Origin of the sequence: Ensifer adhaerens (assembly GCF_002007205.1) — a bacterium.
Taxonomy (GTDB): domain Bacteria; phylum Pseudomonadota; class Alphaproteobacteria; order Rhizobiales; family Rhizobiaceae; genus Ensifer; species Ensifer adhaerens_D.
Genome location: NZ_LAZS01000005.1, coordinates 1,457,375 through 1,481,262 on the forward strand (window position 1 = coordinate 1,457,375; position 23,888 = coordinate 1,481,262).

Sequence of the window (23,888 nt, forward strand, 5' to 3'; positions counted from 1 at the left end):
TCGGCCGCGATTTGTAGTTTCGCGCCAACCTTGCCCGTGGCCCGCAACCGGTTGTCCACGGCTTTCATTGTTACAAAGGCAGGACGACCATGGCAAAAGCCACCACCATCAAGATCAAGCTGCTTTCGACAGCCGACACGGGTTTCTTCTACGTCACGACCAAGAACAGCCGTACGATGACGGAAAAGATGACGAAGACCAAGTATGACCCGGTCGTCAAGAAGCATGTCGAGTTCAAGGAAACGAAGATCAAGTAAGATCGACCGTTTCCGAAGTTAGGAAGGGCGCCGACCGCATGGTCCGGCGCCTTTTTCTTTTGGCGCATCGAAATGATCGCTAGAGCGCCGTGCGTTCATACGAACGCACAAAGGACGCTCTAGCACTCTAATTCTAAAGCATCTTTCCGCCCGTAAGTGACTCCACTTGAAGCAGGATGCTCCAGGCGCCGTCATCGGCCAAGGCCGCGCGGGAAGAGACGGTGGAATGCGTGGCCCCTCGCTGCCCCTCCCCGGGAATCAAAACGCCGTCCCAAAGGCGGGACGGCGCGTCGGAAAGGGGGTCGGCTGGCCTCTGACTGCGGCACGAGGATTCCGCGGACGCCAAAAGCCAACCGACCGACCCCACGACCCAGGAGATGCGGCGGACCTGAGCATCATGGGGTAACGAATATCGCAGAAGGCTGACGCCCCCTCGTTCATGAGCATCACCTGAAAATGAAAAAAAATCAACGAATTCTTAATGCGCGAAGCGGTGCCGCTTGGCGCATGGTTAATTCTGTCTCAGACCAGGACAGGCACGCTGCATGATCCCTGCCGCCACCCAAACTCCCCGGTAGCAACAGGCGACGCGAGAATACAACTTTGAATGCAGCCTGCAAGAGGCGGCCACAGAAATTCCTGAGGGCTGCTGGCGCTGGAAAGCCTGGCGGCTGCGGCTCAGGCGGCAGCCGCTACCACGCGGTTGCGGCCCTCGTGCTTTGCTTGATAGAGCGCCGTGTCGGCGCGCTTCAGCAGCGCTTCGGCCGTATCGCTACCGAGCCTGAGGCTCGCAATTCCCATGGATGCGGTGATCTTCAGGGGGCCGTCGGCCTGCGGTATCGGGAATGGCAGGCTTTCGATAATGGTGCGCAGACGCTCGGCAACGCCGGCCGCCATTTCGGCCGACGTATCTGGCATCACCACAATGAACTCCTCGCCACCGAAACGACAAGCAAGATCGGCTCCGCGCACGGTCGCGCGGATGCGATTTGCAAATTCACGCAGGACCTCGTCGCCCACGTCATGACCATAGGTGTCGTTGACCTGCTTGAAGCGATCGATGTCGGTCATGCAGACGGACAGCGGCCGGCCGCGCGCTGCGGCCCGATCCATGAGCAGCTTCAGGTGGGTGTCGAAATAGCGCCGATTGTGCAATCCGGTGAGGCCGTCGGTGACGGCGAGCTCGATGGTCTGCTGCACGCTCGACCGCAGCCTGTCGTTGCAGTGCTTGCGCCGGATCTGGGTCATCGACCGGGCGATCAGTTCGTTGGGGTCGACCGGCCGCATCAGGTAGTCCGTCACGCCGAGATCGAGCGCGCGCACAACCAGTTCGTCACTGCCCTGCTCCGCGATCAGCAGGATCGGGATGAAACGGGTGCGCTCCAGCGAGCGCAACTGCGAGCATAGCCGCAGCGGATCGTAATCGTCGAAATTCGCGTTGACGATAACGAGGTCGAAATTGTTCTCGGCTGCCTCGAACAGGGCCGCCTGGGGATCGGAGATGACCGAAACATCGGCAATCGGCTTCAGCGCACGCTGCAGCCGCTCCTGTGACGAGCCGCGGCCGTCGACGAGCAGGACATTGCCGGGCTCGTCAGGCCGATCGGCCCGGCCAACATCTTCAAGCCCGATCGTCTGCGCCGTCTGGGCGCGCAGGCGCAGTTCGTCGCTGACATTCTTCAACCGCACCAGGCTCTTCACCCGCGACATCAGCTGCAGATCGTTGACGGGCTTCGTCAGGAAATCATCGGCACCGGCCTTCAGGCCGCGAACGCGGTCCGAAGGCTGGTCGAGCGCGGTCACCATGACAACAGGGATATGCGCCGTCTTCGGGTTCGCCTTCAGCCGCTCGCAGACCTCGAAGCCGTCGAGACCGGGCATCATGATATCGAGCAGCACCAGGTCGATGGGCGTCTTTTCGCACAGCGCCAGTGCGGCGTAGCCATCGTTGGCCGTCAGCACGTCGAAGTACTCGGCAAGCAACCGGGCTTCGAGCAACTTCACATTGGCCGGTACATCGTCGACAACAAGAATACGCGCAGTCATATCAATTTTCCCGCCGCTCAGGCATCGCCCAGGTAGGTTTTGATCGTCTCGATGAACTTTGGTACGGAGATCGGTTTGGAGACATAGGCTTCGCATCCGCCCTGGCGGATCCGCTCCTCGTCTCCCTTCATGGCAAAGGCGGTAACAGCGATGACCGGAATGACGTGCAGCTCGTCGTCTTCCTTCAGCCACTTCGTCACTTCCAGACCGGAAACCTCCGGCAACTGAATGTCCATGAGAATGAGATCGGGCCGATGCTTGCGCGCGAGCTCGAGCGCCTCCATGCCGTTGCGCGTCTGGATCGTCGCGTAGCCGGAGGCCTCAATCAGGTCGCGGAACAGCTTCATGTTCAGCTCGTTGTCCTCAACAATCATTACCTGTTTGGGCATGTCGATCCCTTGCTGTCCATCGTCACCTTGCAAGTCCCCTCAGGACATTTAACGTGAGGAGCCGACGACTCGACCCATTTCCTCAACGTCAGAGATAGGCCTATTTGGTTGAAAAATAGGTAACTGCGCACGTAAAAACCATACGGGGACGAACCATTGAAGAGCGCCGACGAAATCGCCATCGACATTCTCTCCTGGCTTGCCGGCGAGCCGGAGCTCCTGTCCCGTTTCCTGGCCCTGACCGGCACGGATCCGACAGCGCTGCGCAACGCGATCACTGAACCCGGCTTCATGGGCGGGCTCGTCGCCTTTCTGATGGACCATGAGCCGACCCTGATGGCATTCTGCGAGGCGACCGGTACGGCACCCGAGGATGTGGTCCGCGCCCATACGATGCTTTCCGGCCATGCAGGCTTCGAGGATTGAAAGTGACGAACGCGCCGACCGTTCAGGGCATCGCGCTTGGAAACCGCCCGCTGATCGTCAGCGACATCGATGATGTCGTGCTCGAATTCGTCAACCCGTTCAAGGCGTTCCTTGAGAGCTGCGGCCACGTCCTTGTGCCCCGGTCGTTCCGCCTGACCGGCAACATCATCACGCAAGCGGACGAGCAGCCGGTCGCACAGGCGGAGGTCAAGATCCTGCTCGACGCCTTCTACGGCTCGCAGGATCGTTGGCAGACGCCGGCCGCTGGCGTCGTCGAGACGCTGGCCGCACTGTCGGGAGAAGCCGATATCGTCTTTCTGACCGCGATGCCGCCGCAGCATGCTGCGGTTCGCCGCGCGCTTCTCGACCAGCTTGGCCTGCCCTATCCGCTGCTGGCAACCGAGGAGCCGAAAGGCCCGATCGTGCAAAAGCTGCACGGCAGCCGCACCGTCCCGCTGGTCTTCATCGACGACATGCTTCGCAACCTGCGGTCGGTGAAGGATCACGCGCCGTCCTGCCTGCCGATCAACCTCATGGTCGAGTCGGAGTTCAAGGCGCTTGCGCCTGAGCTCGACGCCGACATTCGTGCCGTTGCCGACTGGCCGGAGGCAGCCGCGGCCATTCGCGCGCACTTCCGCGGCTAGCCCAGATCGGCTGTCCATCGGCGCAAATTCGGCCGCGCCGGCGCCACGCGAGCCTCGCTCGGCGACACCCATCGATGGCGACAATTGCACTGTGGTTTCCAATCGCGCCTCCCTTGAGACTCGCTAGAGTAGAGCTTAAGGTCGCAATGTTCAATATTTGTTCCCGATATGCCCGACAGCGCTGCTCACTCCCCAGGCTTCTGCCGCGACTGCCTCAAGGAACAGGCAGCGTCGGTGCGGCGCTGCCTTGCCTGCGGCAGTCCGCGCATTCTGCAGCATTCGGAACTCTACGATCTGACGCTGGCCCATATCGACTGCGACGCCTTCTATGCCTCGATCGAGAAGCGCGACAACCCGGAGCTTGCCGACAAGCCTGTTATCATCGGCGGCGGCAAGCGCGGTGTGGTCTCCACCGCCTGTTACGTCGCCCGCATCCATGGCGTGCGCTCGGCGATGCCGATGTTCAAGGCGCTGGAAGCCTGTCCCCAGGCAGTGGTGATCAAGCCCAACATGGAAAAATACGCGCGTGTCGGCCGCGAGGTTCGCACGTTGATGCAGGAACTGACGCCGCTGGTGCAGCCGCTGTCGATCGACGAGGCCTTTCTGGAACTCAGCGGCACGGAACGGCTGCATCACGATCCGCCGGCGCGCACGCTTGCTCGGCTCGCCAGACGCATCGAGCAGGAGATCGGCATTACTGTCTCGGTCGGGCTTTCCTATTGCAAGTTCCTCGCCAAGGTGGCGTCCGACCTGCAAAAGCCGCGCGGCTTTTCCGTCATCGGCCAGGCCGAGGCGCTGGAGTTCCTGCGGGAAAAGCCGGTGACCCTGATCTGGGGCGTCGGCAAGGCCTTTGCCGCAACGCTGGAGCGCGACGGCGTGCGCACGATCGGGCAATTGCAGACGATGGAGGAAGGCGACCTCATGCGCCGCTACGGCACGATGGGGCAGCGGCTCTTCCGCCTGTCGCGCGGGCTCGACGAGAGGGCGGTCGAAATCGACGGAGAAGCCAAGAGCGTTTCCGCAGAGACGACGTTCAACGACGATATCGCGCGTTACGACGACCTGGTCACGCATCTGAGGCGCCTCAGCGAGCAGGTGGCCCACCGGCTGCGGAAGTCCGAGCTCGCCGGCCAGACGGTCGTTCTCAAGCTCAAGACTGCCGACTTCAAGATCCGCACCCGCAACCGCCGCCTGGACAGCCCCACCCGCCTTGCCGACCGTATTTTCCGCACCGGTCTGCAGCTTCTCGAAAAAGAGGCGGACGGAACCAAGTACCGGCTGATCGGCATCGGCGTCAGCGATCTCTCCGCCCCGGATCTCGCCGACCCGCCCGACCTCGTCGACCCCGCGGCCACCCGGCGCGCCGCCGCCGAGGACGCGATGAACAGGCTGCGCGACAAATTCGGCAAGGCCAGCGTCGAGACCGGCTACACCTTCGGCACCCGAAAACGCGATCCGTGAAACCGCAGGCGCGCTTGCCCGACAAGCACGCGCTCGCAAGGCAATCACGCAACCTTGATCGACCCCACACACACCAGGATGAATTCCTTAAAGATTGAAGACTAGGCTTGTTCGCCAAGTCACGTGTTGGGTTGAGTGTATGGTATCGCGTTTCGCTCTCACCGCCAGCGTCGTCGCACTGCTTCTATCGCCGGCCACCGGTTTTGCAGGCAGTCGCGGGCCGCTGCAGATCATCGTCTCGAAAGACCAGCAGTCGCTTGTCGTCTATGACGGCGACGCTGTCATTGCGACGTCGCCGGTCTCGACCGGAAAGGCAGGTCATACGACGCCATCGGGCATCTTTTCGATCCTGGAAAAGCGGCGCCATCACAAGTCGAACATCTATTCGAACGCGCCGATGCCGTTCATGCAGCGGCTCACCTGGTCGGGCATTGCGCTGCACGGCTCCAACCACGTGCCGGACTATCCGGCCTCGCATGGCTGCGTGCGGTTGCCGAGCGACTTTGCTGCCTCGCTCTACAAGATGACCGAGCGCGGCGTGCACGTGCTGATCTCGGACCGGCAGATAACGCCCTTGGAGGTCAAGAGCGCCCTGCTCTTCCGCCCGGCTCCGATCGATATCCAGCCGCCGCTTTCCGACGTGCCGCTGAGACCGGGAATCAGCCAGGCCGGAGACACGCCGGTGGAAGTGGCGATGCGGGAGCCGCCCGGCGGCGCCAATTCGGCCAGATCCACGGAAGAGCCGATCCGTATCCTGATCACCCGGAGCGACGCGCGCGACACCATGCGCGAGGTTCAGGCGTCCCTGGATTTCCTCGGCTACGCGCCCGGGGAGATCGACGGCCATGCCGGGCCGGCGACGATCGCGGCGCTGCGCGACTTTCAAACGAGCGAAGGCCTCGATAGTGACGGCAAGCTGACGCCGGAATTGACCGACAGGCTCCTGCGCAAGGCCGGACGCACCCCGCCGCAGAACGGCAAGATCCTCGTGCGGCAAGGGTTCAAGCCGCTCTTCGAGGCGGGGCTCACGATCGACAAGCCGGAAGAAGCGCTCGGAACGCATTTCCTCCAGTTCCGGCACAATGAAGAGGAAGGTGCCGAAGGCAAGTGGTTCGGTGTCTCGCTCGAAAACCACTTGTCCGCCCCGACGAAGAAGCGGCTCGGCATCTCCATGGAGGCCGATCCCTTCGCCTATAATGGCATACAGCGCACGCTCGCGCGCATGACGATAGCCGACGATGTCCGCAAGCGCGTGGAAGCGTTGCTCGCCGAGGGCTCATCGCTCTCGATCGCCGATATGGAGAGCGGGCTGGAGACCGGCCAGGGCACCGATTTCATCACCATTACCCGGACGCGTCCCGGCGGCTGATCCAGCGAGACCGCAGACCAGCACCCGGCCCGCCGCCGGTCACCAGCCTTCAAACCTTGTCGGCCGCAACTCCGCTTCGGTCAGGCGAAGAACGGTCCAGGATCATACAAGCTCGACGTCGATGACGCCCGGCGCCGAGCGCAGTGCTGCTGCGATCTCCGGCGAAATCCGGAATTTCTCGTTCAGCTCCACCTCGATCTCGCGCTGGCCATTGTCCTTGATGACGACGAAGGAGACGAGGCCGTCGCCCTTCGTGTTCAAGTGCGAGGCGATCGACTTCAGCGGTCCGGAATCGCGCACATAGACGCGCAGCGCCTTCTGCAATTGCAGCGACTCTTCTTCGAGCGAGCGCAGCGTCTGGATGCGCAGGCCGATACCCTCCGGCCGCTCTTCGGCAGCGACCGTCATGACGAGCGATTTTCCGGGCTCGAGCAGATCACGATACTGGTGCAGCATCTCGGAGAACAGAACCGCTTCGAACTGGCCGGACGAATCGGAGAAGGCAATGATACCCATCTTGTTGCCGGTGCGCGTCTTGCGCTCCTGCTTCGAGGTTACCGTTCCGGCGAGCCTTCCGGCGGTCGCCCCCTTCTTCACCGCGCCGGCAAAATCGCCGAAGGTCTGCACACGCATCTTGGCGAGCAGCGCATTGTAAGTGTCGAGCGGATGGGCGGAGAGATAGAAGCCCAGAACCTGGAACTCGCGGTGCAGCTTTTCCGAAGCGAGCCACGGCGTGTAGGTCGGAAGCGCGATACGCTCCGGCCCGGTGGCGGCACCTGCGCCGAACATGTCGCTTTGGCCGCTCGTCTTGTTTTCCTGGGCCCGCTGGGCAAATCCGAGAATACGATCGAGCCCCCCGACAAGCTCCGCCCGGTCATAGCCGAAGCAATCGAACGCGCCGGCCGCAATCAGGCTTTCAAAGACACGGCGGTTGAGCAGCTTGGGGTCGATCCGGAGGCAGAAGTCCTCAAGGCTTGCAAAGCTCTTGTCGCCTCGAACCTCGACAATGTGTTCGACGGCCGATTCTCCGACGCCCTTGATCGCTGCAAGCGAGTAATAGATGCGGCTTTCGCCCGTCTGGAAATGCCGGAACGAGGTCTGTACCGACGGGGCGATGACCTCGATGCCCAGGCGTTTGGCGTCCTGGCGGAAGTCGTTGACCTTTTCGGTGTTGGACATGTCGAGCGTCATCGACGCCGCCAGGAACTCGACCGGATAGTGCGCCTTCATATAGGCGGTCTGGTAGGACACGATGGCGTAGGCGGCCGCGTGCGACTTGTTGAAGCCGTAGTTGGCGAACTTGGCGAGCAGGTCGAAAATGAGGTCGGCCTGAGGCTTCGAGACCTCGTTCTTGACGGCGCCGTCGACGAAACGGGCACGCTGCTTGTCCATCTCCTCCTTGATCTTCTTACCCATGGCGCGGCGCAAAAGATCGGCCTCGCCGAGCGAGTACCCAGAGAGCACCTGGGCGATCTGCATCACCTGCTCCTGGTAGACGATAACGCCCTGGGTTTCCTTGAGCAGATGGTCGATCTTCGGGTGGATCGACTCGACCTCCTCCTCACCATGCTTGCGGGCGTTATAGACCGGAATGTTCTCCATCGGGCCCGGGCGGTAGAGCGCCACGAGAGCGATGATATCCTCGATGCAGTCGGGCCGCATGCCGATCAGCGCCTTGCGCATGCCGGCACTTTCAACCTGGAACACGCCGACCGTTTCGCCGCGCGACAGCATCTCGTAGGTCTTCGGATCGTCGAGCGGAATGCTTGCGAGATCGACTTCAATGCCGCGCTGCTTGACGAAGTCGACCGCGACCTTCAGCACCGTCAGCGTCTTCAGGCCGAGGAAGTCGAACTTGACGAGCCCGGCCTGCTCGACCCACTTCATGTTGAACTGGGTGACCGGCATGTCGGAGCGCGGATCGCGATACATCGGCACCAGCTGCGACAGCGGCCGGTCGCCGATCACGATGCCGGCGGCATGGGTCGAGGCGTGGCGGTAAAGGCCTTCGATCTTCTGGGCGATATCGAGAAGGCGGGCGACGACCGGCTCCTTCTCGGCCTCCTCCTGCAGGCGCGGCTCTTCCTCGATGGCTTTTGAGAGCGGTGTCGGGTTGGCCGGGTTGTTCGGCACCAGCTTGCAGATCTTGTCGACCTGGCCATAGGGCATTTCCAGCACGCGGCCGACGTCGCGCAATGCCGCGCGTGCCTGCAGCGATCCGAAGGTGATGATCTGGGCCACCTGCTCGCGGCCGTACTTGCGCTGCACGTAGCGGATCACCTCTTCACGCCGGTCCTGGCAGAAGTCGATGTCGAAGTCGGGCATCGAGACGCGTTCGGGATTGAGGAAGCGTTCGAACAGCAGCGAGAAGCGCATCGGATCGACGTCGGTGATCGTCAGCGCATAGGCGACGAGCGAGCCTGCGCCCGAGCCGCGACCCGGTCCGACCGGGATATCGTGCTGCTTGGCCCATTTGATGAAGTCGGCAACGATCAGGAAGTAGCCGGGGAACTTCATGCGCTCGATGACGCTGAGTTCGAAGGCCAGGCGCTCGCGATACTCCTCTTCGCTATAGCCGGGCGCCATGCCGAGCCTGGCGAGACGGTCTTCGAGGCCCTCCTCCGCCTGGCGACGCAGTTCGTCGGCCTCGGCGCGTTCGGCCTCCTCCGGGTCTGCGGTCGCGCCGGTGAAACGCGGCAGGATCGGACCGCGGGTCTTCAGCATGAAGGAGCAGCGCCGGGCGATCTCGAGCGTGTTTTCCAGCGCCTCGGGCAGATCGGCAAAAAGCGCCGCCATTTCCTTGCGGCTCTTGAGATAGTGGTCGGGCGTCAGACGGAAACGGCTGTCATCCGAAACCATGGCGTTGTGCGCGACCGCCATCAGCGCGTCATGTGCGTCGTAGTCGGAGGGCGACGGGAAGAAGGCTTCGTTGGTGGCGACGAGCGGAATGTCGAACTTGTAGGCAAGCTCGATCATCCGGCTCTCGTGCCGGCGGTCGTAGCCGCCGTGGCGCTGCAGTTCGATATAGAGCCTATCACCGAAGAGATCATGCAAGGCTTCAAGGCGCGCCTCGGCGAGCGCCGTCGAACCCGCCTTCATGGCGATATCCACCGGGCCGCCGGATGCGCCGGTCAGCGCGATCAAGCCCTCGGTGCCGCATTCGGTTAGCCAGGAGCGGGTGATGCGTGTCGCCTGGCTGCCCTCGCCGCTGAGATAGGCGCGACTGACGAGATCGACGAGGCGCGTATAGCCGTCATCGGTGGCGGCGATGAGCACGATCGACGGCAGTTTGGCGAGCTGATGCCCATGGCCGCGCCGATCTCCCTCGGTCTCGTCTTCCATGTCGATCGACAGCTGGCAGCCCGTGATCGGTTGCAGTCCGTCGCCGGCCGCTTTCTGCGAGAATTCGAGGGCAGCAAAGAGGTTGTTGGTGTCGGCGATCCCGATCGCCGGCTGGTTATCGGCGACCGCCTTGCCGATGACCTTCTTCAGCGGCAAAGCGCCTTCGAGCAAGGAGAAGGCGGAGTGGACCCGCAGATGCACGAATTGCGGATCCGTGCCGAGCGCCTCACTCGATGCTGCCTTGCTGTCGTCTGCCATCGTCGCACCCTGATTCCTGTCCAGTCGGAAGGATATCCCGTTTATCGCCCGCCATGTCCAGTTTCCCCTGACATGTCGTCCCCCTTATTCAATCGGTAAGAGGCGCTTTTACGGAGGGTGCTTGAGAGGAGATATCCGCGCCCTCAGAGGCCGAGCGCGATGAATGAGATACTTGCGATGAACAGGCTCATCGAAGTGAAGGCGGCGAGGTCACGAACAAAATCAGTCATAACATGGCTCCTTTTCCGTTATGTTTTTACTTTGTTCCATTTTTGTTCACGCGTCAAGCCGAGCGACGCCACTCTCTTCACGATGGTTAACAGGGCAAGCGAGTGCAGGTTCACCCGCAACCGCGGGCTTGAGCAAAACGCTGCGTCCGCCTATCAAGAGGAACAACCGAGCGGAGCGTTTCGACATGCATGCACGCCTGATCCTGCCCTTGCTGTTTCTGTTTTCGACGGCCGCTTCCGCGACGGAGGTGATCGACCCTGCCCGCATCGTCTCCGCCGCCATCGGAGATTGGAACAAGGACGGCAGCCAGGATCTCGCGCTCATCGTGCGGCCCACCGAAGGCAGCGATGATGACAACGGCGTCTATCTCTACCTTGCTGGCGACGATGGTGCGCTCACGTTGAAATCATCGATTACGAACAAGGTCTGGGGTCAGTTCGAACTCGCCGGACAGTCACCGTCGATCGCGGCGCTGCCGAGCGGCTCGCTGCTCATCACCAGCCACAACGATGCCGTCGGACGGGATCGCTGGGAACAGAAACTGACGGTCGCCTATCGCAATTTCGAGTTCGTGGTCGCCGGCTACACCTATTCGTCCTACGACACGCTCGATCCGGACAACACGTCGCAATGCGACCTCAACGTGCTGACGGGCAAGGGCAAATCCAACGACAAGCCGGTGGCAACCAAGGGCGAGCTCGTGCTTCTCAAGGACTGGTCCGACGATCGTGGCCAGAAGGCCTGCGGCCTGCAATAATCGGGTACTGTTCTCTATTTGTTCTTTACAACCTCGACGGATCGCGACATCCTTCTCCGCGAACGTATGAGGAACAATCATGGCCGCGCTCGAACCACTCCGAGACTTCATCGTCGAAGCCAAATCAAACACCTATGTCGGCGGCGGCGGGCGACGCTCGTCGTCACGCCCGGGCTCCCACGGCTACGAGCGGGATCGCTGGCGCTACCTCGACAGCTATTTCGGCGGGACCGATTTCGCCGGACAGGAGACCGTTTGGCACGACGACAAGCCACACTGGGCGATGAACTATTTCGGTCGGATCATCCGTCCTGAACTCATCGACGGGGAAAAGGCAGGCCTCGTCATCAAGGCAGCACTTCAGGCGATGTATCGGGAGAAGCGGCATTTCCTCGGTGGCACCGAGTTCCGGCACGCCCATGGCTACTACATCGACAACAGCCGTGGCGACACCGCACATTTTTCCGGGCACGAGGTCATCTTCGTCGATGGCGAGGAGGCCTACGAGTTGGATTATCGCGGCGGAATGATCAAGCCATGACGTCAACACCCGGCGCCAGGTGCGACGGACGACCGGTGAGGACGGGCAAGTCGTTGAGGCCGCGGCCGCGGTTACTTCCTCTCGACGGCCTTGGCGTCCGCGATCGTCACGCGGCGGTCTTGCCTCCAGCGCGTCGAAATCACCGTCCTTGTCATTCGTAACGCAGGGCCTGCACCGGATCGAGGCGCGAGGCGCGCCAGGCCGGGAAGATCGTGGAGAGGAAGGAAAGGGTGAGCGCCATGACGACGACGAGCACGGTCTCGTCGGCGTTCATGTCGGCCGGGAGCTGGTTGAGGAAATAAAGCTCCGGGCTGAACAGCGTCGTTCCCGAGATCCACGAGAAGAACTGGCGGATGGACTCGATGTTGAGGCAGACGACGACGCCGAGCGCCACGCCGGCGACCGTTCCGGCAACACCGATCGCAGCCCCCGTCATGAAGAAGATGCGCATCACCGAGCCCGAGGTCGCGCCCATCGTCCGCAGGATCGCGATATCGCTGCCCTTGTCCTTCACCAGCATGATCAGGCCGGAGATGATGTTGAGCGCCGCGACCAGCACGATCAGCGACAGGATCATGAACATTACGTTGCTCTGGACCTCGAGCGTGGAGAAGAAGGTCTTGTTGCGGTCGCGCCAGTCGGTGATGAAGATCTGCCGTCCGGCCGCGTCCTCGATCGGCTGGCGCAGTTCCTCGACGACATCGGGATGCTCGACGAAGATCTCGATCGACTGGACCAGTCCTTCGGCGTTGAAGAAAAGCTGCGCTTCCTCAAGCGGCATGAAGAGGATCGTCGCGTCATACTCCGACATGCCGATCTCGTAGATCGCCGAGACGGTATAGGCCTTCACCCGCGGGTTCATGCCAAGCGGCGTCACGTCGCCGTTGGGTGAGGTCAGTGTGATCGTGCCGCCGACCTGAATGCCGAGCTGCTCGGCCATGCGCGAACCGATCGCCACACCTGAGCCGGAAGCAAAGCCGACGAGATCGCCGGACTGGATATGGTCGGAAACCGACTTCATCTTGCTGAGGTCATCGGCACGGATGCCGCGCACCAGCGCGCCCGTGGAACTGTCGCCGATCCCTTGCGCCAGCACCTGGCCCTCGACCATCGGGATCGCCATGGTGACGCCCTTGACGCCCGAGAACTTCGTCGCCAGATCCGCATAGTTGTCGAGCGGCCCGTCGATCGGCTGGACGATCATGTGGCCGTTGATGCCGAGAATGCGGGAAATCAGCTCGGTACGGAAACCGTTCATGACGGCCATGACGATGATCAGCGTCGCCACGCCGAGCATGATGCCGATGAACGAGAAGCCGGCGATGACAGAGATGAAGGCTTCCTTGCGTCTCGAGCGCAGGTAGCGCCAGGCCACCATGCGCTCGAAGGCGGAAAAGGGTCGGCTGGAGGACTTTTCAGGCTGCGCTGCGGCCTGCACCTGATTTTCAGTCACGGCGGTCATCCTGCCTTCCCTCGCCTCATCACTTCGTTGCGATCAGCTTGTTGATCGCCGCTTCGACGGTCATCGTTTCGCGCTCGCCGGTCTTGCGATCCTTGAGCTCGACTTCGCCATTGGCGATCGAGCGCGGACCGACGATCACCTGCACGGGAACGCCAATGAGATCGGCGGTTGCGAACTTCGCACCGGCACGGTCGTCGCGGTCGTCGAGAAGCACGTCGAATCCGGCATTGCCGAGCTTCGAGTAGATGGTTTCGCAGGCGCCGTCGCAAGCCGCATCGCCCGCTTTCATATTGATGATCACGGCATCGAACGGGGCGATCGACTTCGGCCAGATAATGCCGTTGTCGTCGTGCGAGGCTTCGATGATCGCCGGCACGAGGCGGGTCGGACCGATGCCGTAGGAGCCCATATGGACCGCATGCTCCTTGCCGTCGGGGCCGAGAACCTTGGCGCCCATGGCTTCGGAATACTTGGTGCCGAAATAGAAGATATGGCCGACTTCGATGCCGCGGGCCGACAGGCGGTCGCCTTCGGCCACCGCGTTGAAGGCTGCTTCGTCGTGCATTTCCGACGTCGCCGCGTAACGCGAGGTCCACTTGTCGAAGATCGCCTTCAGGCCGGCGACGTCATCGAAGTTGGTTTCTTCGCCCGGAATGTCGAAGCCGAGGAAGTCCTTGTGGCAGAAGACTTCGGATTCGCCGGTGTCGGCGAGGATGATGAATTCGTGGCTGAGGTTGCCGCCGATCGGGCCGGTGTCGGCGCGCATCGGAATGGCGCGAAGCCCCATGCGCGCGAAGGTGCGCAGATACGCGGCGAACATGCGGTTATAGGCGTGTTCGGCCCCTTCCCGGTCGAGATCGAAGGAGTAGGCATCCTTCATCAGGAATTCGCGCGAGCGCATGGTGCCGAAGCGCGGACGGATCTCGTCGCGGAACTTCAGCTGGATATGATAGAGGTTGAGCGGCAGATCGCGGTAGGACTTCACATAGGAGCGGAAGACATCCGTGATCATTTCCTCGTTCGTCGGACCGTAGAGCATCGGCCGGTCCTGGCGGTCCTTGATGCGCAGCATCTCCTTGCCATAGGCGTCGTAGCGGCCGCTCTCCTGCCACAGCTCGGCGGACTGGAGCGTCGGCATCAGGAGTTCAACAGCGCCTGAACGGTTCTGCTCCTCGCGGATGATCGCATTGACCTTGTCGAGAACCCGCTTGCCCAGTGGCAGCCAGGTATAGATGCCCGAGGATTGCTGCCGGATCATGCCCGTACGGAGCATGAGGCGGTGGGAAACGATTTCCGCTTCCTTAGGATTTTCCTTGAGGATGGGCATGAAAAAGCGGGACAGGCGCATGACGGGTTCCAGAACTTGATGAACGTCGCACTATCGGCGGATTCGGGCGAAATGACGTTGAGCTTAGATGCCGGCTTCACCTTTTGATTGGTAAAGGCGACCGCTGCTTCTCGGGTCGGGGCTCTTTCGTTTTCCATCACCGGTGGAGCCGGCAGGGAACCTTTATGAGCCTTGCGTTCATAGCTGCTTCGCAGGCGGAAGAAAACCCTGCTCTCTGTTCTCACGGGCAGAGAAAGCATCCACGGATTTTGAGGGGAAACGCGAGGCTGATCCTGCGTCAAAAGAGCACGCTAGTAACAATATTACGACAGGAACTGTCAACGGGAATATTTTACTCGACTGTAGCAAAAATGCAAAAAAACAGGATGACAGCGCCCAATGTTTGGGCTAGTTTCGGCTCACAAAACAGGCATGAAGACTAAATTCTTGCCGACTTTCGCGGTCAAGTCTTGGGAGGATAAGATCTTAGGCGCGCCTAGTCGCTGCCGCCGGAAACGGATTAAAGATCACGCGAAACTTGAAAAACAAGGCTTTCAGCCTTGTTTTTTTTTGCTTTTCAGCAAGCGACATCAGCGCGAAGCACGTTACAAAATTGAACTATGTCAATTTCACGGCGGTCAATCCTGCAATTGCTCGGGTTTTGTCCGCAGGCATGTGCATGGCCGTGTCAAGGCGTGGATGCGCCCATCAAATTGCAGAGAACTTGTCGCATCCGGGCGACCGGCCCGTGCGGCGGCCGCGCTAACTAATCAATCAAATTTTGGGTAGAAACGCGGAATGGAATCGATGCCGTAGCCGAGCCTCACGGAAACGATGTACCAGGCCAGCTGAATGACGGCCGCAATTACCGTCGTCAAAAGCACGACGCGTTTCGCGTTGAACCTTGCCGGCGCGCTCTCGACACTGCCGGGAACGACGCTGTTTTCTTCGGCCTGGGTGCGCACGCCCAGTGGCAGCACGGCAAAGAGCGTAATCCACCAGATGATGAAGTAGATGGCAAAGGTCGAAAAAAGCGGCATTTCAAGCTCCCGGTGAAGGCGATCGGCAAGACGGCGAGCAACCCGCGTTTCGCCGCGACTTCCGCGACATTCCGTCCGCCTTATAGCGCCGCCGGCCCGATCGCACAAACCGCGATCGCGCGATCAACTGTCACACCTCTTCGAGTTCGATCAGCGTGCCCTGGAAATCCTTGGGATGCAGGAAGAGCACGGGCTTGCCGTGCGCCCCGATCTTCGGCTCGCCATCGCCCAGCACCCGTGCACCGGCGGCACGCAGCGCGTCGCGCGCCGACAGGATGTTCTCCACCTCGTAGCAGATGTGATGCATTCCGCCCGAGGGGTTCTTTGCCAGGAAGGCCGCGATCGGCGAGCCCTCGCCGAGCGGTTCCAGCAGTTCGACCTTGGTGTTGGCAAGTGCCACGAACACGACGGTGACGCCGTGCTCGGGCAAGGCCTGCGGTTCGGTGACGGAGGCACCGAGGGTCGAGCGATAGCTTTCGGCGGCGGCGTGAAGATCCGGCACGGCGATGGCGATGTGGTTCACTCTTCCGAGCATTGCGATCCTCCCGCTTTGACTTCCGGTTCCGCTTACATGGTCGCAGAGAGCGCGCCGATCAGACTTTGGTGACAAACACCGTGACGATCGGCTTCTTGCCCCAGATCTGATTGGCGGTGCTACGAACGGCGCGGCGGACCGCCTCCTGCAGCATCGCCAGATCCTTGCGCTTGGCGCGCGGAATGCTCTCGACGGCGCCAAGGACGGCGTCATAGAGCGTGTCCTCCATGTCCTCGCCCTCATCGTCGAACTCGGGCAGGCCGATCGCAACGATGTCTGGATCTCCGAGGAAGTCGTATCGGCTGTCGAGAACGACGTTGACTGCGACATGGCCGGCAAAGGAGAGCTTGCGGCGTTCGCCGATGCCCATCTCCTCGAAATCGCCGATAAGGCTGCCGTCCTTGTAGATGCGGCCATGCGGGGCTTCGTCGATCACTTCGGCAGGCCCCGGCGCAAGGCGCAGCATTTCGCCGTTCCTGAGACGCGGAACACTGGCGATGCCGGATTGCCGGCCCAGTTCGCCATGCGCCGTCAGATGCGCCGCCTCACCATGAACGGGCACGAGGATCTGCGGCCGCAGCCATTGGTACATCTGCTGCAACTCGGTGCGACGCGGGTGGCCGGATACGTGCACCAGCGCCTCGCTGTCGGTGATGATATGGATGCCCTGTTCGACCAGGCCGTTCTTGATGTCGTTGATCGCCTTTTCGTTGCCGGGGATTGTGCGTGAAGAAAACACGACCGTATCACCAGCCGAGAAGGCAACATTGCGCATCTCGTCGCGGGCGATCTTGGCAAGGGCTGCCCGCGGCTCGCCCTGGCTGCCGGTCAGGATGACCACGACCTTGTCACGCGGCACATAGCCGAACTCGTCTTCAGCAAGGAATGGCTTGATGCCTTCCATCAGTCCGAGATCAGAAGCGACGGCGACGACCCGCTTCATCGAACTGCCGAGCAGCAGCACATCTCTGCCCGCCTCTTCGGCCGCTTCGGCGATCGACCGGATGCGCCCGACATTCGAGGAGAACGTCGTGATCGCCACTCGCCCTTCAGCGTTGGCGATGATCTTCGTCAGGCTTTCGGAGACTTCCTGCTCTGACGGCGAAACGCCGTCGCGCATCGCATTGGTGGAATCGCAGACGAGCGCAAGCACACCTTCATCGCCGATCTGGCGGAAGCGTGCTTCGTCGGTCAAAGGTCCGAGCGACGGGTGAAGATCGATCTTCCAGTCGCCGGTATGAACCACCGTGCCGACCGGCGTGCGAATGATCAGCGACATCGGCTCGGGGATCGAATGGTTGACGCCGACCGCTTCGATCTCGAACGGACCGACGTTGATGCGGTCGCCCTGCTTGAAGATCGTGACCGGGATTTCACCGCGGCTCTTCTCGAAATCGCGCTTGGCCTCCAGCATGCCTGCCGTAAACGGCGAGGCGTAGACCGGAACATTGAGACCGGGCCACAGGTCGTTCAGACCGCCATAGTGGTCCTCATGGGCGTGGGTGATGATGATGCCCTTGAGATTGCGGCGCTCCTCCGCCAGGAAGCTGATGTCTGCGAGAACCAGATCCACGCCCGGAAGGTCCGGACCTGGAAATGTGACGCCGCAATCGACCATGATCCACTGGCGGCTTCCCGGCCGTCCGTAGCCGTAAAGGCCAAGATTCATGCCGATTTCGCCGACGCCGCCGAGCGGCAAGAACACCAATTCTTCTTCTTGCGCCATATCGTGTTGCGCCCTTGTTCTAGGAATTATCCGAAAAATACGTCGCCGGCGGCGATCGTCTGCATCGTGCCCGAGCCGGTATCGAGCATCAAACGCCCGGCGCCATCAATACCGGCAAAGCGTCCGGAAAGCGATCGGTCCGGCAGGTTTACCGTGATCGTCTCGCCGATACCGCGCGCCGCCGCACGCCATTGGTCGATTGTATTGGCAATACCCGCCCCACGGTTCCAGACCGACAGGGTTTCCGCCATCGTCAGGAACAGCCGGGCAAACAACTCGTCCGGCGAAACCGACGCGCCTTCCTTCTTGAGCGACGTTACGGGATAGAGCGCATCGTCCGGCTGGACGGCAATGTTGATACCGCAGCCAATCACCAGTGCCTGGCGCCCATCCGGGAGAACCTCGCCCTCAAGCAGGATACCGCAGGTCTTCTTGCCGTCGATCAGGATGTCGTTCGGCCACTTGATCTCCACCGGAGCCGAGCCCGGCGGCATAACCTGGCGGATTGCCCGGTGCACGGCGACAGCGACAGCAAGCGGCAGCGAATGCAGGTGCTCGACAGGTGCCGGTTCGATGAGGAGAAGCGAAGCGTAGAGATTGCCAGGTTCGGAGAACCACGCCCGGCCGCGACGTCCGCGCCCGCCGGTCTGCCTGATAGCCGTGACCCAGAGATTGCCCGGGTCACCCTGGCGCGCACGCGCCAGGCATTCGCTGTTGGTCGACCCGACCGCATCGAGAGCGACGTGCCGGAAATCGTCGAGCGAAATCCGGCCGCCGCCTTCAAAGGCGATCAAAAGAAGGTCCGCGCCGCGACTTCAGCGGCGTTTCCGAGCGGTCCGCCGATGAGCACGTATCCGAGAACGAACAGGCCCGAGAGACCGAACACCAGCCGCAGTTCGCCGGCGGTGCGGGCGAATTCGCCCTTGGCATCGTCGAACCACATCACCTTGATGACGCGCAGATAGTAGTAGGCGCCGACGACCGATGCGAGAACGCCGATGATGGCGAGCGCATAGAGCTGGGCTTCGATGGCCGCCATGAAGACGAAGTACTTCCCGAAGAAGCCTGCCATCGGCGGGATGCCGGCGAGCGAGAACATCAGGACGGTCAGCACCGTCGCCATGAAGGGGTTGGTCTGCGAGAGACCGGCGAGATCGTCGACGTTCTCGACGTTTTCGCCTTCCTTGCGCCGCATCGCCAGGATGCAGGCGAAGGTGCCAAGCGTCATGACCATGTAGATGAGCATGTAGAGCAGCACGCCGCGAACGCCCGCCATGGAGCCGGCGGCAAGGCCGACCAGCGCGTAGCCCATGTGGCTGATCGAGGAATAGGCCATCAGGCGCTTGATGTTCTTCTGGCCGATGGCTGCGAAGGCACCGAGCAGCATCGAGGCGATCGAGATGAAGACGATGATCTGCTGCCAGTCGGCAACGACCGGCTCGAAGGCATTGATGACGATGCGAACGAGGATCGCCATGGCGGCGACCTTCGGTGCTGCCGCGAAGAAGGCGGTGACCGGCGTCGGCGCGCCTTCGTAAACGTCCGGTGTCCACATGTGGAACGGAACGGCGGAGATCTTGAAGGCAAGGCCGGCAAGCACGAAGACGAGACCGAAGATCAGGCCGAGCGAGCGGCCTTCAGCCGTCAGCGCAGCGGCGATCTGGGTGAAGCCGGTGTGGCCGGTGAAACCGTAGATCAGCGACATGCCATAAAGCAGCATGCCCGAAGAAAGCGCACCGAGGACGAAGTACTTGAGGCCGGCTTCCGTCGAGCGGACGCTGTCGCGGTTGATCGCAGCGACGACATAGAGAGCGAGCGACTGCAGTTCCAGCGACAGATAAAGCGAGATCATGTCGTTGGCGGAGATCATCAAGAGCATGCCGAGCGTCGCCAGCACCAGCAGCACCGGGAACTCGAAACGGTCGATCTGGGCGGAGCGCGCATGGCCGACCGTCATCACCAGGGCGGTGATGGAGCCGATCAGGGCCAGAACCTTCATGAACTTGGCGAAGGGATCCGACAGGAAGGCGCCGCCATAGGCTTCGCCTTCGCCGGTTTTCAGAACGAGCCAGAGGCCGGCGATGATCAGGACGGCAACCGCAAGACCGGTGACCGTCGACGCCGACTTCTCGCCGGAAAACACGCCAATCATCAGCAAGGCCATCGCGCCGACCGCGAGGATCAGCTCGGGGATCGAGAGTTGCAGGCTTGCAAGGAGGGTTTCAGCAGTCATGTCCAATCACGTCCTGTGGTCATTGCACCGAAAGCGCAACGTTTTGCGCTGCCTGCAGGGCTGCGGAGTAGTTGTTGACGAGCAGATCCACGGAGGCCGCGGTCGCATCGAAGATCGGTGCCGGGTAGACGCCGAAGAAGATCGTCAGGATCACCAGCGGATAAAGGATGGCCTTTTCGCGCGGCGACAGGTCGAGCAGCGTCTTCAGGCTTTCCTTTTCCAGCGCGCCGAATACGACCCGGCGGTAGAGCCAGAGCGCGTAGGCTGCCGACAGGATCACGCCGGAGGTCGCAAAGAGCGCAACCCAGGTGTTGGCGCGGAACGCGCCGACCAGGGTCAGCACTTCACCAACGAAGCTGGACGTGCCCGGCAGGCCGACGTTCGCCATGGTGAACACCATGAAGGCGACGGCATATTTCGGCATGTTGTTGACGAGGCCGCCATAGGCCGCGATTTCGCGGGTGTGCAGGCGGTCGTAGACAACGCCGACGCAAAGGAAGAGCGCGCCCGAGACGATGCCGTGCGACAGCATCTGGAAGATCGCACCCTGCACGCCCTGAACGTTGGCGGCAAAGATACCCATCGTCACGTAGCCCATGTGCGCAACGGACGAATAGGCGATCAGCTTCTTGATGTCGGTCTGCATCAGTGCCACCAGCGAGGTGTAGATGATGGCGACGACCGAAAGCGTGAAGACGAACGGCGCGAAGTAATCGGATGCCAGTGGGAACATCGGCAGCGAGAAGCGCAGGAAGCCGTAGCCGCCGAGCTTCAGGAGAACGCCGGCCAGAATGACCGAGCCCGCCGTCGGCGCCTGAACGTGCGCGTCCGGAAGCCAGGTATGGACCGGCCACATCGGCATCTTCACCGCAAAGGAGGCGAAGAAGGCGAGCCACAGCCAGGTCTGCATCTGGCGCGGGAAGTTATAGGCCAGCAGTTGCGTGATGTCGGTCGTACCGGCCTGCCAGTACATTGCCATGATCGCGAGCAGCATCAGCACTGAGCCGAGCAGCGTGTAAAGGAAGAACTTGTAGCTGGCGTAGACGCGGTCCTTGCCGCCCCAGACACCGATGATGAGGAACATCGGGATGAGGCCGGCTTCGAAGAAAACGTAGAAGAGCACGATATCGAGCGACACGAAGACGCCGATCATGAACGTTTCCAGAACCAGGAACGCGATCATGTAGGCCTTCAGCCGCTTCTCGATCGACAGCCAACTCGCCAGCACGCAGAACGGCATGAGGAAGGCCGAGAGCACCACGAACAGCATCGAGATGCCATCGATACCGAGATGGTAGGAAATGCCGGTGCCGAGCCACTCGTGCTTCTCGATCATCTGGAAGCCCGGGTTCGAGGAATCGAACTGGTACCAGATGTAGACCGACACGGCGAAGGTCAAGATCGTCGTCAGCAGCGAAACGTTCAGGATGTTCCGGCGGCCGTAGGCGCTGTCTTCCCTTGTGAGCAAGAGAAGCAGGACGCCGACGAGCGGCATGAAGGTGACCGCGGAAAGTACGGGCCAATCGGTCATCAGAAGGAACTCCTGAACATCATCCAAGTAACAAGCGCGGCAATGCCGATCAGCATCGCGAACGCGTAGTGATAGAGGTAACCAGTCTGCAGGCGGACAACGCGGTCAGTGACGTTGAGCACGCGCGCGGCAATGCCGTTCGGGCCGTAGCCGTCGATCACGCGACCGTCGCCTTCCTTCCACAGGAAGGTGCCGAGCCACTTGGCCGAGCGTACGAACAGGACGTCGTAGAGCTCGTCGAAGTACCACTTATTGAGCAGGAACTGGTAGAGGCCACGGTGCTGCTCTGCCAGATACTTCGGCAGCTCCGGCCGGCGGATATACATGTACCAGGCGGTGAAGAGGCCAAGCGCCATGGCGCAGAACGGGCTCCACTTAACCCACTTCGGAACGTCGTGATAGGTCTCGAGAACTTCGTTTTCCGCCGAGGTGAACAGCGCACCCTTCCAGAACTCGGCATAGTGATGGCCGAAGAAGTAATCGTGGAAGATGAAGCCCGCGACCAGTGCGCCGACGCCGAGGATATAGAGCGGCACCAGCATGACCTGCGGCGATTCATGGACGTGATGCATGACATCCGAGGACGCGCGGGGCTTGCCATGGAAGGTCATGAAGGTCAGGCGCCACGAATAGAAGCTCGTGAACAGCGCGGCGACAACGAGCAGTGCATAGGCGAAGCCGGAAACCGAGCTATGCGCGGCATAGGCGGATTCGATGATTGCGTCCTTCGAGAAGAAGCCCGCGGTACCGATGATCGTGCCCGGAATGCCGACGCCCGTCAGAGCGATCGTGCCGATGAACATCATCCAGTAGGTGACAGGAATGTGCTTCCTGAGGCCGCCCATGTAACGCATGTCCTGCTCGCCATCGACGGCGTGGATGACCGAACCGGCACCCAAGAACAGCAGGGCCTTGAAGAAGGCGTGCGTGAACAGGTGGAAGATGGCCGCGCCATAGGCGCCGACGCCGAGTGCGACGAACATGTAGCCGAGCTGCGAGCAGGTCGAATAGGCGATGACGCGCTTGATGTCGTTCTGGACGAGACCGACGGTCGCGGCGAAGAAGGCGGTGATCGCACCGATGATCGTAACGACGGTCAGCGCGTCCGGCGACAGTTCGAAGACCGGCGACATGCGGGCGACGAGGAAGACGCCGGCGGTGACCATGGTTGCCGCATGGATCAGGGCCGAGACCGGGGTCGGGCCTTCCATCGCGTCCGGAAGCCAGGTGTGCAGCAGGAACTGCGCCGACTTGCCCATCGCGCCCATGAAGAGCAGCAGCGATGCGGCGGTGATGGCATCAGCCTTGTCGAGGTGCATGCCGAACAGCGTGACGACCGCCTCCCCTGCTGCGGCACCTTCTGCCGGCAGATAGGTCTTGGCTGCAGCGAAGATCGTTTCCAGGTTGACCGAGCCGAAAAGCACGAAGACGAGGAAGATGCCGAGCGCGAAGCCGAAGTCGCCGACGCGGTTGACGATGAAGGCCTTCATCGCAGCGGCGTTGGCCGACGGCTTCTTGTACCAGAAGCCGATGAGCAGGTAGGACGCGAGACCCACGCCTTCCCAGCCGAAGAACATCTGCACGAGGTTATCCGACGTGATCAGCATCAACATCGCGAAGGTGAAGAGCGACAGGTAGGCGAAGAAGCGCGGACGATGCGGATCATGGTGCATGTATCCGATCGAATAGACATGCACGAGCGTCGACACCGTATTGACGACGACGAACATGACCGATGTCAGCGTATCGACGCGGAACGCCCATTCGACATCGAAGGTGCCGGACTGGATCCAGCGCAGCACCGAAACCTTGATCATTTCCTGGTGGCCCATGGCGACGTCGAAGAAGACGTACCAGGAGAGCGCAGCGGCGATGATCATCAGACCGCTAGTGACATATTCCGATGCCTTGGCGCCGATCGAACTACCGAAGAGGCCGGCAATCAGAAAGCCGATCAAAGGCAGGAAGACGATAGCCTTGATGATGGTATCCATAGCCCAATCAGCCCTTCATCATGTTGACGTCTTCAACAGCGATCGAGCCGCGGTTGCGGTAGAAGACGACGAGAATTGCAAGTCCGATGGCCGCTTCCGCAGCCGCGACGGTCAGGATGAACAGGGCAAACACCTGGCCCGTGATATCGTTCAGGAACGCCGAGAAGGCGACCATGTTGATGTTGACCGCGAGAAGAATGAGTTCGACCGACATCAGGATGACGATGACGTTCTTCCGGTTCAGGAAGATGCCGAAGACGCCCAGCGTGAACAGGATGGCGCTGACGGTGAGATAGTGGGAAATTCCGATTTCCATTTT

The 23,888-nt window shown here is 61.5% G+C and carries 20 protein-coding genes; 7 read left to right on the plus strand and 13 right to left on the minus strand.

The genetic code is table 11. The annotated features are described in order from the left end of the window. The first annotated feature begins 89 nt into the window (after positions 1-89). Positions 90-257, plus strand: a complete 168-nt coding sequence (rpmG, locus tag XB14_RS10865) for a 50S ribosomal protein L33 (protein WP_034795357.1) — start codon at positions 90-92, stop codon at positions 255-257. Positions 258-935: 678 nt separating this feature from the next. On the opposite strand, the gene XB14_RS10870 is transcribed toward rpmG, so the two are convergent. Together XB14_RS10870 and XB14_RS10875 are read right to left on the minus strand one after the other, a co-directional pair. Further along, the gene (locus tag XB14_RS10870) at positions 936-2,303 is read right to left on the minus strand and encodes a PleD family two-component system response regulator (protein WP_077961547.1); all 1,368 of its coding nucleotides are present in this window, start codon (positions 2,301-2,303) and stop codon (positions 936-938) included. Between the two features lie 17 nt (positions 2,304-2,320). Further along, a complete protein-coding gene (locus XB14_RS10875) occupies positions 2,321-2,692 on the minus strand; it encodes a response regulator (RefSeq protein ID WP_003537642.1) in 372 nt (123 codons plus the stop codon). Positions 2,693-2,848: 156 nt separating this feature from the next. Between XB14_RS10875 and XB14_RS10880 the strand changes: the two genes are divergently transcribed. From XB14_RS10880 to XB14_RS10895, 4 genes are all read left to right on the plus strand, one after another. Then, positions 2,849-3,118, plus strand: a complete 270-nt coding sequence (locus tag XB14_RS10880; protein ID WP_077961548.1) for a DUF3572 domain-containing protein — start codon at positions 2,849-2,851, stop codon at positions 3,116-3,118. 2 nt (positions 3,119-3,120) lie between these two features. After that, complete coding sequence (locus tag XB14_RS10885) at positions 3,121-3,762, plus strand: hypothetical protein (protein ID WP_077961549.1); 642 nt, start codon at positions 3,121-3,123, stop codon at positions 3,760-3,762. Between the two features lie 168 nt (positions 3,763-3,930). Then, complete coding sequence (locus XB14_RS10890; RefSeq protein WP_077961550.1) at positions 3,931-5,223, plus strand: DNA polymerase IV; 1,293 nt, start codon at positions 3,931-3,933, stop codon at positions 5,221-5,223. 139 nt (positions 5,224-5,362) lie between these two features. Next, positions 5,363-6,592, plus strand: a complete 1,230-nt coding sequence (locus tag XB14_RS10895) for a L,D-transpeptidase family protein (protein ID WP_077961551.1) — start codon at positions 5,363-5,365, stop codon at positions 6,590-6,592. Positions 6,593-6,694: 102 nt separating this feature from the next. Here the strand turns inward: XB14_RS10895 and dnaE are convergent, their stop codons facing one another. Beyond that, positions 6,695-10,192: a DNA polymerase III subunit alpha gene (dnaE, locus tag XB14_RS10900; RefSeq protein WP_077961552.1), complete on the minus strand. Its 3,498-nt coding sequence runs from the start codon at positions 10,190-10,192 to the stop codon at positions 6,695-6,697. 415 nt (positions 10,193-10,607) lie between these two features. On the opposite strand from dnaE, the gene XB14_RS10905 reads away from it, so the two are divergent. Next, a complete protein-coding gene (locus XB14_RS10905; protein WP_077961553.1) occupies positions 10,608-11,180 on the plus strand; it encodes a hypothetical protein in 573 nt (190 codons plus the stop codon). 79 nt (positions 11,181-11,259) lie between these two features. Further along, positions 11,260-11,721, plus strand: a complete 462-nt coding sequence (locus tag XB14_RS10910) for a DUF5680 domain-containing protein (RefSeq protein ID WP_077961554.1) — start codon at positions 11,260-11,262, stop codon at positions 11,719-11,721. A 151-nt stretch (positions 11,722-11,872) separates the two neighbouring features. Here XB14_RS10910 and XB14_RS10915 read toward each other — a convergent pair whose 3' ends face one another. The 10 genes from XB14_RS10915 to nuoK all read right to left on the minus strand — a co-directional run bounded on the left by XB14_RS10915 (position 11,873) and on the right by nuoK (position 23,885). Continuing rightward, positions 11,873-13,183 (minus strand): lipoprotein-releasing ABC transporter permease subunit, encoded by a 1,311-nt coding sequence (locus tag XB14_RS10915; protein ID WP_077961555.1) that lies wholly within the window; start codon positions 13,181-13,183, stop codon positions 11,873-11,875. A gap of 19 nt (positions 13,184-13,202) precedes the next feature. Continuing rightward, positions 13,203-14,531, minus strand: a complete 1,329-nt coding sequence (proS, locus tag XB14_RS10920; RefSeq protein WP_077961556.1) for a proline--tRNA ligase — start codon at positions 14,529-14,531, stop codon at positions 13,203-13,205. Between the two features lie 749 nt (positions 14,532-15,280). Further along, positions 15,281-15,550 (minus strand): DUF1467 family protein, encoded by a 270-nt coding sequence (locus XB14_RS10925; RefSeq protein ID WP_077961557.1) that lies wholly within the window; start codon positions 15,548-15,550, stop codon positions 15,281-15,283. Positions 15,551-15,680: 130 nt separating this feature from the next. Further along, positions 15,681-16,085: a methylmalonyl-CoA epimerase gene (gene mce / locus XB14_RS10930; RefSeq protein WP_077961558.1), complete on the minus strand. Its 405-nt coding sequence runs from the start codon at positions 16,083-16,085 to the stop codon at positions 15,681-15,683. A 58-nt stretch (positions 16,086-16,143) separates the two neighbouring features. Beyond that, positions 16,144-17,811: a ribonuclease J gene (locus XB14_RS10935; RefSeq protein WP_077961559.1), complete on the minus strand. Its 1,668-nt coding sequence runs from the start codon at positions 17,809-17,811 to the stop codon at positions 16,144-16,146. Positions 17,812-17,837: 26 nt separating this feature from the next. Further along, positions 17,838-18,602 (minus strand): biotin--[acetyl-CoA-carboxylase] ligase, encoded by a 765-nt coding sequence (locus XB14_RS10940; protein WP_077961963.1) that lies wholly within the window; start codon positions 18,600-18,602, stop codon positions 17,838-17,840. Beyond that, positions 18,602-20,044: an NADH-quinone oxidoreductase subunit NuoN gene (nuoN, locus tag XB14_RS10945; RefSeq protein WP_077961560.1), complete on the minus strand. Its 1,443-nt coding sequence runs from the start codon at positions 20,042-20,044 to the stop codon at positions 18,602-18,604. The genes XB14_RS10940 and nuoN overlap by 1 nt, the downstream gene beginning before the upstream one ends. A 19-nt stretch (positions 20,045-20,063) precedes the next feature. Further along, a complete protein-coding gene (locus XB14_RS10950) occupies positions 20,064-21,575 on the minus strand; it encodes an NADH-quinone oxidoreductase subunit M (protein ID WP_077961561.1) in 1,512 nt (503 codons plus the stop codon). Then, positions 21,575-23,569, minus strand: a complete 1,995-nt coding sequence (gene nuoL / locus XB14_RS10955; protein WP_077961562.1) for an NADH-quinone oxidoreductase subunit L — start codon at positions 23,567-23,569, stop codon at positions 21,575-21,577. Before nuoL ends, XB14_RS10950 begins: the two co-directional genes overlap by 1 nt. A 7-nt stretch (positions 23,570-23,576) precedes the next feature. Beyond that, positions 23,577-23,885 carry an NADH-quinone oxidoreductase subunit NuoK gene (nuoK, locus tag XB14_RS10960; RefSeq protein ID WP_034803568.1) on the minus strand — a complete coding sequence of 103 codons (309 nt, stop codon included), beginning with the start codon at positions 23,883-23,885 and terminating at the stop codon, positions 23,577-23,579. Positions 23,886-23,888 lie beyond the last annotated feature (3 nt).

Bases quoted from the DNA above. Each gene is read 5' to 3' on its own strand.
- dnaE (WP_077961552.1), bottom strand. From the start codon at position 10,192: ATGGCAGACGACAGCAAGGCAGCATCGAGTGAGGCGCTCGGCACGGAT.
- proS (WP_077961556.1), bottom strand. From the start codon at position 14,531: ATGCGCCTGTCCCGCTTTTTCATGCCCATCCTCAAGGAAAATCCTAAG.
- mce (WP_077961558.1), bottom strand. From the start codon at position 16,085: ATGCTCGGAAGAGTGAACCACATCGCCATCGCCGTGCCGGATCTTCAC.
- nuoK (WP_034803568.1), bottom strand. From the start codon at position 23,885: ATGGAAATCGGAATTTCCCACTATCTCACCGTCAGCGCCATCCTGTTC.
- XB14_RS10910 (WP_077961554.1), top strand. From the start codon at position 11,260: ATGGCCGCGCTCGAACCACTCCGAGACTTCATCGTCGAAGCCAAATCA.
- XB14_RS10915 (WP_077961555.1), bottom strand. From the start codon at position 13,183: ATGACCGCCGTGACTGAAAATCAGGTGCAGGCCGCAGCGCAGCCTGAA.
- XB14_RS10895 (WP_077961551.1), top strand. From the start codon at position 5,363: ATGGTATCGCGTTTCGCTCTCACCGCCAGCGTCGTCGCACTGCTTCTA.
- XB14_RS10925 (WP_077961557.1), bottom strand. From the start codon at position 15,550: ATGCCGCTTTTTTCGACCTTTGCCATCTACTTCATCATCTGGTGGATT.
- XB14_RS10870 (WP_077961547.1), bottom strand. From the start codon at position 2,303: ATGACTGCGCGTATTCTTGTTGTCGACGATGTACCGGCCAATGTGAAG.
- XB14_RS10905 (WP_077961553.1), top strand. From the start codon at position 10,608: ATGCATGCACGCCTGATCCTGCCCTTGCTGTTTCTGTTTTCGACGGCC.
- nuoN (WP_077961560.1), bottom strand. From the start codon at position 20,044: ATGACTGCTGAAACCCTCCTTGCAAGCCTGCAACTCTCGATCCCCGAG.
- rpmG (WP_034795357.1), top strand. From the start codon at position 90: ATGGCAAAAGCCACCACCATCAAGATCAAGCTGCTTTCGACAGCCGAC.
- XB14_RS10950 (WP_077961561.1), bottom strand. From the start codon at position 21,575: ATGACCGATTGGCCCGTACTTTCCGCGGTCACCTTCATGCCGCTCGTC.
- XB14_RS10875 (WP_003537642.1), bottom strand. From the start codon at position 2,692: ATGCCCAAACAGGTAATGATTGTTGAGGACAACGAGCTGAACATGAAG.
- XB14_RS10890 (WP_077961550.1), top strand. From the start codon at position 3,931: ATGCCCGACAGCGCTGCTCACTCCCCAGGCTTCTGCCGCGACTGCCTC.
- nuoL (WP_077961562.1), bottom strand. From the start codon at position 23,569: ATGGATACCATCATCAAGGCTATCGTCTTCCTGCCTTTGATCGGCTTT.
- XB14_RS10935 (WP_077961559.1), bottom strand. From the start codon at position 17,811: ATGGCGCAAGAAGAAGAATTGGTGTTCTTGCCGCTCGGCGGCGTCGGC.